The organism is Solibacillus isronensis, assembly GCF_900168685.1.
GTDB lineage: Bacteria > Bacillota > Bacilli > Bacillales_A > Planococcaceae > Solibacillus > Solibacillus isronensis_A.
Map to the genome: position 1 here is coordinate 269,807 of NZ_FVZN01000012.1, position 13,871 is coordinate 283,677.

Below are 13,871 nucleotides of genomic sequence, written 5' to 3' on the forward strand. Positions count from 1 at the left end.
TTAGCGAGCCCGATGAGACTTTTTGATTAATTTCAAAACTACGAAAAGAGTATTAATTGGACACTTTATATCCCCTAAGTTTCTAGCAGTAATTTAAATGCAGCCTAACATCCATTTCACACCATTCTTTTAGTTTCTTCATCGCTAATGCTAAAAATCCTCACCTCATACTGAGCCTGAAGCTAGCCATACTTATATGTAAATCTACCCAACTACTGGAGTAAATTGTGCAAAAAGTCATCCGAATCAGTCATCATCACTCGGTTCTGGATTATACGAGATGAAGCATCGATAGTAACTCGCCTGTTAATAATACAGCTTTGTTTCATTGTCATACACATAGCTTGCATAGCAAATCGGCTATCCCTAAATACAGTTATTGGTTCGCACTGTTCACAGCTGATTACCACACGAATCATAATCATACTTTGCAACTATGGCACTTTTTACATTTGTTAAGCTTATTACTAGCCATTATCCCATGTGATAACCCAAATTACTCTGAATAATACGTATACGTTACCTTTTTCTATGCTATCTGTAATATCTTAAGTCGATTTTAATTGAACCAGGCCATACGATGTATAATGTATCCTTCGTTATATTACCTGCAAAATAACTGTGATTTCATTAACCCCATTGAATGTATACAATTTACCAGTTGAATTTAAGAAGTTTCCATGCTTATCATATTGATAACGTAATAATAATTGTTCCAGTAGTCCACGTCTGCAAGCCATCAAAATAAAAACCATGCAGCTTATTTAAAACGTGATATTCTCCCATGAAAAAGCTCCGTAGAATAAACTGTATACCCGCCATAAGAACACGTGCTCTATCCAATATACAGTCAGTATTTTCTCAGAAGAATAGGTGAACCCAAGATACTTAATACCCTATCATCTATTCACTCTACTCGGCGATCACTTAATATATATGTAATGGCAGTTTGGAGTATTAATTTCATAGAGTATTAACTTGTATTTATAGCTATATTAGTAGGTTCTAAATCTATTGTTGGAACTGTTGTAATATATTCTGGATAGTTATTATGGATGATGTTATTTAAATAGTTTGTATATCTTTTTTTTGTTTCATTAATTTCTTGGTGTTTAAGAGCTAAAAAATTAATAGTGAATTTAAAGTGCTTTGCTGGCACCCAATATGTTCACATATTTGTTTTTGAGTTAGCTTAATATACGGAGAATCACTCATTTGAATTGATTCTAAGTATGTGACTAAATCGTTTTCCCATTCATGTATATGGCTATATTTTCTTTCAGAACGATTTTTTTTAAATTTGTACCATTTTGAGTAAGACTGATCAATCTGATGTTCTTCTAAGATTTGATCTATATACAGTTTATTTGGACCATTGTATCTACCTGAATATGCTGAACGAATAGATGCTTGTATTTCAGTTAATTTAAGCGGGAATTTTAATCTATTATTAAATTTATAGATAAGTTGAGTTGCTTCTACAATCGATAGTCCATCGGCATAACATGCAAGTCCAATTGTAAAGATAGTGTTGTTGCGCCCTAGTTTTCCTGAGTGCCCTTTAATGGATGTTAACGATAGAATTTTTTGAAATATACTTGACTCTAAATAGTTTGTGTAACGTTGTTTTTGATGATTTGTATACAGGCAACGTTCTAAATTATCATCCATTTTTTCAGACCAATTAATCATAGCTTCAGGTGAATAGGTTTCATTTAACTGTAGCCATACTATATTATTTTCTTTAGGCACTCTAAAAAAGCCGAAATCGTTGCAATAACGATCAGCTTCTACAGATTTAAGACTGTCTTTTAAATTTAGGGAAATACGCTTAGCTACATTAAGACTATGAAAATTACGAGTGCTTGAAATTTTAAATGGTTTATTCAACACAAAATGAACCTGGTGGCCATTAGGTGTGCGAACTACCATTGTTGGAGCACCAATGCTGTTATCGATACATGCTAATAAAATATCCTGTAATGAATAATTCAAGTTATCTATATCAAGTACAAATGTATTAATATGCTTTAGATTTTGTTCTGTGAAGCCGTATAAGCCCTTCTTAGAAGTTTCTCCATATTTTAACTTATAAGTGTTAGGTGTGAAATGAGAGAGCTTAGAAATGGCTTTAAACAACATTTCTTTTGAGTTAAAAATCTTTCCTTTACTTGAAATATCAAAGAAATCGGATTTATTTTCAACACCAAATATGATAGCGTCATTGAGATTGTCTTTTAATAGAGTTGAATAGAGTAAATCTACTTTATCTGATGTTAGCATCATATTTTCACCTTCCACTTTAGAGATAATTAAGATAATTATAATAAAGTGGATTTTGTGAAATTTGCTTCCTCTAGAAGAAAATGAAACAAATATAAAAGCACTAGAAACATTGATATAACGGGTTTTAGAGCTGTATCATTTTTTTAGAAAGGTGAACGGGTCTGGCAGAATTTTTCGGTTTTTGTTCCAGATTGCAAGAAATGAAAAAAGCGTATAAACCTTGATATAATACGGTTTTTCTCTTATATAGATAAATTTTGAATTCTAAAATGAAACAAAGTAAGGACTTAAGTCATGTACAGGATTGGCAGAAATCGAACTTTACACTATAAAATATGGTTTATAAGGTTGCTATGGGTAAAAAAAATGAAACAGGTTTCAAAAACATCTTTTTTATTTAAAAAACCGTTGATACATTGATATATATAGTTTATTAATGATTTTTTTTATTTTTAAAGTGTACAGCTTTGGCAGTAAAAAATTTTTGAAACAAAATTATAAATTTTTTTATGGTCTTATAAACTGCGTGGTATAGGGATTTTTATTTCAAAATGAAACAAAGATGTACGGGTTCGGCTAAGAAAATGAAACAAGAAAGTACGAATTCTCGTTTTTTTATTATTTTTTATTAAAAATCATAGTTAGCAATGATAAAATAAATTAATTCGGTGTCTTGTTTCATAAAAAGGTGTACGGGTTTGGCTAATAAAATGAAACAAGACAATAAGATTATTAGTACGTACTAATGTTAAATTATTTAGTTTGGCGTCTTGTTTCATTTTTATACAAAAAAGGTGTACGGGTTTGGCTAATAAAATGAAACAAGACAATAAGATTATTAGTACGTACTAATGTTAAATTATTTAGTTTGGCGTCTTGTTTCATTTTTATATATAAAAAGGTGTACGGGCTTGGCTTGAAAAATGAAACAAGGATATAAGAGCTATTTCATTTCTTATTATTTTTTATTAAAAAAATGTATATAGTAACGATGAATAAAGTGAATTCGGTGCCTTGTTTCATTTTTAGATAAAAAAGGTGTACGGGTTTGGTTAAGTTGTTTCATTTTAATGAAATATGTAGAATTTTGTTGAATTGACTATGTTTCCATTGTAAATTTTCGGTATGATAATAAGAACAAGTGAAACGTTGATTATATGAGTGAATAAATAATCTATTTACTGGAGGTGCTAAATTGGGAGATCAAAAAGAAACTAATGCGTCACTTCAAAAGTTAGCTGATTTTATAAGCACTAAAGCAGATAGTGATATCATAACTCGTCCTGCCCTGGAGAGAGTTATTCATGAGCATCAATTAGAAATAATTAACTTACTTTCTCCTATCGTTGAAATGTCAGGTAATAATGAAGCATCATTAATGAATTCAGTGTGGGAACTTCTATATGAGAAGGATTATATTTTTACTAATATGAATGCCGACTTTCAATTAATTCGGGATGTGGTAACGAGCCCGAATAATTTTAATATGCAAAATGAACTAACAAGCATATCAGAGCTTGTCGATTCGCGCGGCATTCTTAGGGGGATGGCTGAAGTTCGATTAGCAGTAAAAAAAATCACGATAAAATGAAGTCTGCCAGTCGCAACTCTGCGCCGTTTGTACTTTATGCAGAACAAAACGGTGAAACAAAGCGCATTTTTGCCAGTGCAGTTATTGATGCGACGGGGACGTGGGCAACACCGAATCCTGTTAATGCAGATAATGTTTGGACATCAGCTGAACAAAAGCTTGCTGATAAGATTTTTTACGGTATCCCAAATATTGAAACACTAAAAGAACGCTATACAGGCAAACGTATCGCTGTTATCGGAAGTGGACACTCAGCTATTAATACAATTTTAGAACTGGAAAAGCTTGAAGATGTTGAAATTACATGGGTTTTACGTAAAAAACGTGTTGAAGATGCTTATGGCGGTGAAAAAAAGGATGCCCTTGCTGCTCGTGGTGAATTAGGGAGTCGCATTCATACATTAGTTGATGAAGGAAAAGTAAAAGTCTTTACCCCATTTTATATTGAAGGACTTGAACAAACGTCAGCTGGTATTATTATTAAAGGCGAAGGCAATATTGGCGAACAACAACTTCCTGCAGTTGATGAAATCATTGCGAATACAGGAAGCCGTCCAGACTTCTCGTTCTTAAAAGAAATCCGATTATCGATTGATGCGGCTGTTGAAAGTATCGAAGCACTAGCACCACTGATTGACCCGAACGAGCATAGCTGCGGTACGGTTCGTCCACATGGTGAACTTGAATTACGTCATCCTGAAACTGGCTTTTATATTGTCGGTATGAAAAGCTACGGACGTGCGCCAACCTTCTTAATGGCGACTGGCTATGAGCAAGTTCGTTCAGTTGTCGCTTACTTAACAGGTGATCTCGAAGGAGCTCGTAAAGTAGAGCTAGACCTTCCTGAGACCGGTGTCTGTAGTTTAGATTTAAATAGTAATAGCACTTCAAATTGCTGTTAAAAAGAATCCCCTTGAAGTATAACTTTGAAAATTAAGTTTGAGCAGAAACATCTCGTCAACCTTATTTACGATAAATAAGAAGAATCCATTTTGAAAAAAGAATGATCAAACGGGTTCTTCTAAGTTTGGTCATTTTCTACCTATGTGTTCCAGAAACGCGCCCGAACATAATATAAGGTTAGCCAGATTTTCTGATTGACCTTTTTCTTTTAGGTCTTATTATAAAAGTAATTGGGGTAGAACCTAGCGCCCGTCGGACTCGATTCCGTTGCAAAACTGTTCACCCCTACTTGTATAAACATGTTTTAAGCTGGTTAGGACTAGGATTCCGTTAACAAGCGAACCTAGGATATTACAAGCAGCTCTAGGGGTTACCGACTAATTTAACATTATTAGATTCATATAATTCATTATAATTTTCTGCTCATTTCCCCAGCGATAATTTTCTCAATTTCAACTTTAAATACCGCTCAATAAAAAAATGACTCAGCAAGTTTTACCTCGCTGAGTCATCATTACTATTTAATTGCCGTAGTAATCAACAATCCCTTTATAAATCGATTGTGCATAGATTTCTACGTATTTGTCACTGATTAATTTTTGACGGTCCTCCGTATTTGTAATAAAGCCAAGCTCTACTAATACAGATGGAATTATCATATTTTTAATGACATAATAACCCATATTTTTCACACCGCGATCTTTCATGTTAGCGTTTGTCACTATTTCATTATTAATATAATTCGCTAATTTTTGATCTTCTTCATATTGGTCGCCAGTTGAAATATTGTAGTATGTCTCTGTACCTTTAGCACTCGTAGAAATAGCTGAGTTTACGTGAATACTGACATAAATTTCACCAAAGTTATTTTTCGTATATGCTACGCGTTCCTCTAATGTTGGATACGTATCACCTGTACGTGTCATATAAACTTTGGCACCTGCAGCTTCTAGTTTTTTTCTCACTAGATTTCCTACTTTTATTACAATCGCTTTTTCATTATTGCCTTCTTTAACAGTACCTGGGTCTTTACCACCATGACCTGGGTCAAGGATGATAATTCGATTTTTAATGGAACTTCCAGATTGATTGATAAGTTTTACATACGATTTGTTGACATACCCAGTTACGCCACCTACTGAAACTTTCGCCCAATAGCCTGAAATAGACTGGACAGTAAGCGTTGTCCCTTTGGCTAATGATCTTAATACTTTACCGTCTGCTGATGCAGTTTCACGCATATTTAATCCACCAACTGTAACTTTCGCAATCGTAGATGTTACAGTTCCAGAATTACCATGCGTATCAGATGGCGTCGATGGTGTCGATGTTTGTACAACCGTTGTACTTGATTTAACGATATAGCCAGGTAAACCATTGTACATCGTTAAATAGTAGCCATCGATTTCTTTATAAACAGAAAGCTTTGTGCCATTATTAATCGAGCCAATTGTTTTTGATGATGAATTTGGCTTGTAGTATAAATTTAATGTTTGATTGGCTGTGACCGATTTAGTCGCTGTTCCAATTGTATTGCCATCTTGTTCAAGGAATTTCGCATACGATTTACTAATGTAAGCGTATTGTCCTTGATAAGAAACCTTTAACCAACTTCCCTTAATTGCATAGACAGATAATTTACCACCCGTATTTACTTTGCCTAAGATATTACTGGTAGCATCTGGTTCTGTACGCACGTTTAATGCATCTGTTGTTACCGAAATTAGGCCAATTACTTTTGTTGTATCTACTTTTTCAAATTTTTGTGGAAGTGGTAAACGGTATTTATCAATATTCGCACGTGCAATGAATGAAGCAAATTGAGCGCGTGTTACAGAACTTTTTGGCATATAGTTACCATTACTACCTTTTGCAATGCCACTATAATAAACGGCCTTAATGTATGAAGCATAAGTATTAGAAGAACTAATATCATTGAAAGGCATTCCATAATCTTTAAAATCATCAGGATTGATATTAAATGCTTTCGTTAAAACATAACTCATTTCTTCACGTGTTAGTACATCATTTGGATAAAATTTCCCTGAAGTTGTTTGAAAATAGCCAAGCGTTTTCGCACGCTCTACATATGTAGAAAATTCAGTTCCTACTTTTAAATCTGTGTAAGAAGATTGGCTTACAGTTAATGGTTGTCCCCCTGCAGAAATAACAACCATTTTTGCAGCTTGTGCACGCGTTACACTCATGTTGGGTTTGTAGTACGTTTTGCCCTTTTCCTGATATCCTTTAATCGCTCCAAGGCTAATTAAATACTGGATCTCGTCGTAAGTGTCATCGGTTGTCGCAACATCTTCAAATACAACTTTTGCTGATGTCGGTGTAACAGCAAGAGTACAAGCGAGGAAAATTGCAACAACCAATGTAATCAATTTTTGATTCATTGTTCTATATTCCTTTCTTTAGCTGTTCCTTTATTATTGTATAAAAGTTATTGGAAATTTTATAGAGATTATCGGGGGAGAAACATCAAATTTCTGTTACAGTCTAGTTACAAAAACATTACATTCGGTTTATTTTGTCTAATTTCGGGAAAACAAATAAATTTCATTACACCAACACTTGATTCTTAATAATAATATTAGCCTAAACCCTTCTGTAAAAATTGCAAAAGCAACTCAGAAGCCTGACCATTTACTCGTACACTTTGATAAATCTCGAAAAGTCCTATATAGCTTTACATAAAAACTGTAAAAACTATATTCAAAGGAAAACCCAAGAAATGATTGTTTTCACAGCATTTCTTGGGTTTTTTCCCAAACTTTCATTCGGAAACTTTATTTAAAATTAATTTTTATACTTTATAGATCTTATTGTACGTATTTTTTATTCTTTAACTCTCAATAACCTTAAACTGTTAAGCGTTACAAGTAGTGTTGCCCCTATATCAGCAAATATTGCGATCCAGACGATTCGGCACCACAAGCAGAGTTGCACCACACCATAAAGTAAACCAGTCCAACCAAGTCTTAAAAGACTTAATAATAAACTCAGCTAAAAGATTACACTAGTACCAGAAGAAGACATTTTATTTAAAAAGATTTGACAGCGCGCTAAAAGTTTCATTTTCTAACATAATATATATTCCTAATCCTATAAAAACAATTGGAATTATCCATCGGCCGTATTTCTCAAGTGTTTCAGAAACATATCTGAATCTTGCTAGACGATAGCCGATAAAACACCAGACACCAACCATTATAAAGAAAGTAACAACTGTAATGACTAGTTGGTTGGAATTTAAAGTAGAAAAGAACGGAACATAAATGCCAATATTGTCTCCACCATTAGCAAATGTGATAAAGGCTACACTTAAATAGAACTTATTAAATTTGTTTAAACTAGAAAGAATATCCCCTTCGTCTTCATCTTCACCTTTTATAAAAAGTTTAACTCCTAAATAGATTGGAATTAGTCCTAGTAAACCTACCCACTGTTCAGGAATGAGTGTTACACCAAATGTTGCTAAAAGACTGATTAAAACTAAAAGTGCAAAACCAAGGTATTGCCCAATGACTATATCTCTAGGGTAAATACGGTTGCCTTTCGGCTGCATGTTAACCGTTCGGCCGTTACTTACTTTAGCTTGCGTCCTTGCCTGAGAGAACAGCAACATCAAGACAAAAATATCATCAAGATTGGTTACTATAAAAGATCCTAAAGCAGAGAGAATGGTTAAAATTAAATTCATTTGTGTTAACTCCTTCATATATTTATAAATAATCAAACAAACGATTGAATATATTTTCATAGATATTAACCTGTTTTCAGATTATTTTTCATCTAAATATTTCAATTAGATCTTTAAAACTCTAATGTACGACTGGAGCAATTTTCTCAAATATCCAATGAAGTAGAAAATGTTCCCACAAAGAAGAAAAGAATAATTGGTCGATCTTCAGTCGCACTTACAACATGTAATAAGTCAGCTGTATCTATATAGATAAAAATACCTACTATAATGGATAGAGCAATGGAAAGGAGACTGTTATTTACCGTAAAAAATTGAGTTAAAGACAAGGCTATAATCGCACCCCATAGCGTTGATATTGCCAATAAGAAAGCTGCCCGATTGGCTTCTTCTTGCTTCCCAAGCTTGTAAATACGATAGAAGAAATCGTTAAACCATTTGGGATTTTATGTAGTAAAACACCAATCAATACAACAAATCCGATTCTTTCATCTATTATAAAACTGGCCACAATTGATATTCCATCAAAAAACGTGTGAATCAACATTCCTAATAAGGCACCAAGGGTTGCACTTTTAGAGTGAGAATGTTTATGGGTTTCTTTTCCGAAATAAAAATATGGAGCAAGAAAATGTTGAAAGAGAAAAATTAACCCAAATCCAATAACAATTTATATAGCACTTGATTCAGCATTTCTAATGCTTCTGCTTCTGGTAAAATCCATAATTGCAATATTGAAAAGTATTTTCCCGCACTCAAAGACATTAATCCATTCAAGCCTCTTCTAGACCAGTTTTTTTAAGAAAGATCACAAAGCCACCCAAGACAATTGCAAAAGCTGCGGTTAAAACATAGAACAAAATATCCATTAGCCCTCACGCCATTAATAAAAAGTTCAACCTGCACTTATAAAAAGTGCAGGTTTGACTGGTATTTACATTACTGGTTTTTATTGAGCATGTGAATAGCATGTCCCATCACGCCTTCAGCTGCTTCCATGAGTGGTTCAGGTAAGGTTGGGTGTGCATGAATTGTAAGGCTAAGATCTTCTGCAGTTGCCCCTAGCTCAATTGCAAAAACTGCTTCAGCAATAAGAGATGATACTTCTGGCCCTACCATTTGTACACCTAACACCCGATTAGATTTTTTATCCGCCACAACTTGTACAAAACCATCGGCATCAGAAACAGATAAAGCTCTGCCGTTAGCTTGGAATGGAAAACGACTAGAAACTGTTTCATATCCCCTTTCCTTCGCTTCCTTCTCGGTTAAACCTGTATAAGCTACTTCCGGATCACTGAAAATAACAAAAGGCATTGCCTGAAAATCAATCACGCTATTTTGCCCACTTATTACCTCTGCAGCTATCTTTCCTTCATAACTAGCTTTATGAGCAAGGAGGTAACCGCCCGCACAGTCTCCGATGGCATAAACATGTTCAATATTTGTTTGGCACTTATCATTTATTTTAATAAAACCTCGTTGGTCTAATTCAACCCCGATATTTTCCAATCCAATTTTCCCTGTATTCGGTTTTCTTCCAATGGAAACTAAGCAATAATCCCCTTGGATTCTCTCTTCCTTTCCATTAACCTGAAACTGAACGTTTACTTCATCGCCTGTATTTTCTCCGCCTTGGACTAAAGCATTCGTTATAACTGTAATTCCAAGTTCCTTTAAATGACGTTTTACTACATTTGTAAGCATAGAATCAGTACCTGGAAGAATTGTATCTGACCCCTCAAGAATCGTTACTTTAGACCCGAATTTAGCATAAGCAGTTCCCAACTCCAAACCGATATAACCGCCACCTACTACAACTAAATGTTTTGGCACTTCTTGAAGCATCAATGCCTCAGTTGAAGAGATGATTCTTTTTCTATCAAAGGGCATACTTTTTAATTCCGTAGGTAAAGATCCTATCGCTAGAATTAAGTCTTTGTATGAAAAGAATTGTTCTTCGTTACCAATTTTAATTTTGGCAACATAGGGTTCAGTAAGATAAGCTTCCCCACTAATGACTTCTACTCCATTGCCTTTCAGTAAAGTCTGAACTCCATTCGTTAGTTTATTCACAATACCGTCCTTCCACTTCACTACTTCTGGCATCTCTACTTCAACTTCACCAGAAACCTTTATTCCCATTGAGTTGGCATGTTTTATGTGTTTCACTCGTTCAGAAGCACTAATAAGAGCTTTTGAAGGTATACATCCACGGTTAAGGCAAACCCCTCCTAATTCTGCCTTATCCACCAAAACCACTTTTTTCCCTAACTGAGCAGCACGTATAGCAGCTACATAACCTCCTGATCCTGCACCTATAACTAACAAATCTACATCCTTTTTTCCTTCAACAGTCATTTTAGTTTCCTCCTTCAATCTTATAAAAAAGAAAATAATTATTTTAATAAAAAAATTACCAATAATTGATGTTTTACTTATACCCAATATTTCTATCTTTAATTAGGCTGGAAATATAGAAGGTAGCCTATTAATGAAATTCATCTTTTGGAAAAGGGCTTTCCAATCTGTCTGGAAAGCCCTTTTTAGCCATTTTCCCGTTATTCTTTCACTCTCATTAGTCTTAAACTATTTAGCGCTACCAAAAGCGTTGCCCCCATATCTGATAGGATTGCAATCCAGAGCGTTAACCAACCTGGGATTACCAATAATAAGGCAATCAGTTTAATAGCAATTGCAAAAGTAATGTTAGCTTTAATTATATTCAGAGCTTTTCGGCTAAGTTTTACAGTGAATGGAAGTTTTCTTAAATCGTCTCCCATTAGAGCGACGTCTGCTGTTTCTAGAGCTGTATCTGTACCAGCTCCACCCATTGCAATTCCAACTGTGGAAGCTGCTAACGCAGGCGCATCATTGACACCATCTCCAACCATGGCTACATTTCCGTACTCCGACCTTAATTGTTTAATATAGTCTAATTTATCTTGAGGCATCAATTCAGCTTGAATTTCTGATACTCCGACATGGTGACCAATTGCATTCGCAGTACCTTTGTTATCACCAGTAAGCATAATTGTTTTTTTGATTCCAAGTTGATGTAACTTTTCAATAATTTCTTTACTTGATTCTCGAACCTCATCAGCGACTGCAATAAATCCAAGTATTTCTTTTTCGGTTCCAATAATCATGGCTGTTTTACCTTGATTTTGAAGCGTAGTAACATTTTTTTCTAAGTCTTTATTGAAATCGGTAGTCAATAATTCCTTAAATAGTTTCGGGCTACCGATATAATAAGTCGTCCCGTTTACAATCCCTTTTATACCTTTACCTGTAATAGAAGAGAAATCCTCTACTAGTACGTCAGAATAAGAAATATTTTCTTCTTCTGCTTTTTTCATGATAGCTGAAGCAAGAGGATGCTGAGAACGATACTCCAATGCAGTAATGATGGATAGTAATTCTTTTTCATTTATCTGTTTGTTCAACACATTATAATCAGTTACAGCTGGGACCCCTTTTGTTAAGGTACCTGTTTTATCAAAGGCAATAGCCTTTAAAGCACCAATTTCTTCTAAATACACTCCGCCCTTCACAAGGACACCTTTTTTTGCAGCATTTCCAATCGCTGAAACAATAGAAATAGGAGTCGATATAACCAACGCACAAGGACAACCAACAACAAGAACAGCTAATCCTTGGTAAACCCATGTTTCCCAACTGCCATCAAAAAATAAAGGCGGGACTATAGCAACTAATGCTGCAATGATCATAATGATTGGTGTATAATACTTCGCGAATTTATCGACAAATGCTTGCGAAGGAGCACGTTCTCCTTGTGCTTCCTCTACAAGATGAATAATTTTAGAAATCGTTGTATCTTCTACGAGTTTCGTTATTTTTACTTCAAGTAAACCTTCTTCATTTAAGGTACCTGCAAATACTTCATCATCAACAATTTTTTCAACAGGGACTGATTCGCCTGTAATAGCTGCTTGGTTAACGGCAGAGTAGCCACTTACGACAACACCATCCATCGCAATCTTTTGACCAGGTTTTACAATCATGATATCGCCAACAGCAATATCATCGACATGAATCATTATTTCTTGTCCATTACGTCTAACGAGTGCCTCTTTAGGAGCGATGTCCATTAATGAACGAATCGATTGTCTAGCTTTATCCATAGAAAATCGTTCCAGAGCTTCACTAATCGCAAAGAGTATGACAACAAGGGAAACTTCAGCCCATTCTCCTATAATGGCACCACCTATAACAGCTACTGTCATAAGGGTTTTCATGTCAAAGTCAAAATGAATCAAGTTTTGTAAACCGACTTTAAAGAGTGATAATCCTCCGATTACCATAGATGCTACAAATAATAATATAGTAACAATGTTCTCATCCCCATTAACAGATGAGGAAAGGTAACCAAAGACAAGAAATAAGACTGAATAGAGTAAAGTACTGTGTTTTTTATAGAACGGTACTTTTTCTTCTTTTTTAACCTCTTTCACCTCTTGATTAGCTTGTCGTACAGGCTTTTCAGGAGCAACTTTAAGATTTTCAAAAGCTCCTGCCTTTTCAAGTTCTTCAATCGTTGCATTACCGTAAACAGCAATTTTAGATGCACCAAAATTTACTTTTGCATCCCCAACTCCAGGGAGTTGTTTTACATTATTTTCAAACTTCCCTGCACAACTTGCACAGGTAAATCCTTCAACACGGTATACGTTTTTGTCCTCTGTAACCTCTTGTTTAGCTTCTCTTCTTGGTTTTTCAGGGGACACTTTAAGATTTTCAAATGCACCCGCTTTTTCTAATTCTTCTATCGTTGCATCACCATAAACAGATATCTTAGATGCTCCAAAATTCACTTTTGCTTCCTGTACTCCTGGAAGTTTTTTAACATTTTTCTCAAACTTTCCTGCACAGTTTGCACATGAAAATCCTTCGACACGGTATACATTTTTATCTTTTTCTAATGGTTTTGCTTCAGACAATTTTAACAACCTCCTTCTGGTGTGCAAATGCAACCTTTATAAGTTGCTTTACATGATCATCATCTAATGAATAGTAGACCAACTTACCTTCTTTTCGATATTTAGCTAATCCCAGATTTTTAAGTAACCTTAGATGATGAGATGTGGTAGCTGTTGTAGCACCAACAATATTCGCTACATCACAAACACACAATTCATCTTCTAAAGAGAGAGCATATGCAATCTTAATCCTCGTGTCATCCGATAATGCTTTGAAAATTTTGGCTACCTCCAAAGGATTTTGTTGGTGCAGTTCATTTTTACCTCTCTTGACTTTCTCTTCATCTATACACGTAACTTCACATGCTTCATTTCGCAAAATTTCCCACCTCTTTTCATTCAAATGTTTATTTGAATATTATTATAAGAAAGTTAAAACAAA

8 protein-coding genes and 1 pseudogene are annotated in these 13,871 nt (G+C 34.6%); 2 read left to right on the top strand and 7 right to left on the bottom strand.

The genetic code is table 11. The features are described 5' to 3' along the window. Positions 1-1,119: 1,119 nt before the first annotated feature. Entirely contained in the window at positions 1,120-2,283 is a 1,164-nt protein-coding gene (locus tag B5473_RS06275; RefSeq protein WP_176142035.1) for a primase C-terminal domain-containing protein, read from the bottom strand. Positions 2,284-3,481: 1,198 nt separating this feature from the next. On the opposite strand from B5473_RS06275, the gene B5473_RS06280 reads away from it, so the two are divergent. Together B5473_RS06280 and B5473_RS06285 are read left to right on the top strand one after the other, a co-directional pair. Beyond that, on the top strand, positions 3,482-3,877 hold the full coding sequence (locus B5473_RS06280) for a hypothetical protein (protein WP_079524095.1): 396 nt from the start codon (positions 3,482-3,484) through the stop codon (positions 3,875-3,877). Then, a pseudogene (locus B5473_RS06285) lies at positions 3,853-4,779 on the top strand (NAD(P)-binding domain-containing protein); the annotation flags it as partial. The gene B5473_RS06280 and the pseudogene B5473_RS06285, both read left to right, overlap by 25 nt. Before the next feature lie 522 nt (positions 4,780-5,301). Here B5473_RS06285 and B5473_RS06290 read toward each other — a convergent pair. The 6 genes from B5473_RS06290 to B5473_RS06315 form a co-directional block, all read right to left on the bottom strand. After that, positions 5,302-7,182, bottom strand: coding sequence for an N-acetylmuramoyl-L-alanine amidase (locus B5473_RS06290; RefSeq protein WP_079524096.1), 1,881 nt, complete (start codon positions 7,180-7,182; stop codon positions 5,302-5,304). A 644-nt stretch (positions 7,183-7,826) separates the two neighbouring features. Next, positions 7,827-8,489 carry a CadD family cadmium resistance transporter gene (locus tag B5473_RS06295; protein WP_079524097.1) on the bottom strand — a complete coding sequence of 221 codons (663 nt, stop codon included), beginning with the start codon at positions 8,487-8,489 and terminating at the stop codon, positions 7,827-7,829. 331 nt (positions 8,490-8,820) lie between these two features. Next, positions 8,821-9,036, bottom strand: a complete 216-nt coding sequence (locus tag B5473_RS20850; RefSeq protein WP_254865256.1) for a hypothetical protein — start codon at positions 9,034-9,036, stop codon at positions 8,821-8,823. 392 nt (positions 9,037-9,428) lie between these two features. After that, positions 9,429-10,850 carry a dihydrolipoyl dehydrogenase gene (gene lpdA, locus B5473_RS06305; RefSeq protein WP_079524098.1) on the bottom strand — a complete coding sequence of 474 codons (1,422 nt, stop codon included), beginning with the start codon at positions 10,848-10,850 and terminating at the stop codon, positions 9,429-9,431. Positions 10,851-11,050: 200 nt separating this feature from the next. Further along, the gene (locus B5473_RS06310; RefSeq protein WP_079524099.1) at positions 11,051-13,450 is read right to left on the bottom strand and encodes a heavy metal translocating P-type ATPase; all 2,400 of its coding nucleotides are present in this window, start codon (positions 13,448-13,450) and stop codon (positions 11,051-11,053) included. Beyond that, complete coding sequence (locus B5473_RS06315) at positions 13,443-13,808, bottom strand: ArsR/SmtB family transcription factor (RefSeq protein ID WP_079524100.1); 366 nt, start codon at positions 13,806-13,808, stop codon at positions 13,443-13,445. Before B5473_RS06315 ends, B5473_RS06310 begins: the two co-directional genes overlap by 8 nt. Positions 13,809-13,871: the final 63 nt, after the last annotated feature.

Bases quoted from the DNA above. Each gene is read 5' to 3' on its own strand.
- lpdA (WP_079524098.1), bottom strand. From the start codon at position 10,850: ATGACTGTTGAAGGAAAAAAGGATGTAGATTTGTTAGTTATAGGTGCA.
- B5473_RS06290 (WP_079524096.1), bottom strand. From the start codon at position 7,182: ATGAATCAAAAATTGATTACATTGGTTGTTGCAATTTTCCTCGCTTGT.
- B5473_RS06295 (WP_079524097.1), bottom strand. From the start codon at position 8,489: ATGAATTTAATTTTAACCATTCTCTCTGCTTTAGGATCTTTTATAGTA.
- B5473_RS06275 (WP_176142035.1), bottom strand. From the start codon at position 2,283: ATGCTAACATCAGATAAAGTAGATTTACTCTATTCAACTCTATTAAAA.
- B5473_RS20850 (WP_254865256.1), bottom strand. From the start codon at position 9,036: ATGTTGATTCACACGTTTTTTGATGGAATATCAATTGTGGCCAGTTTT.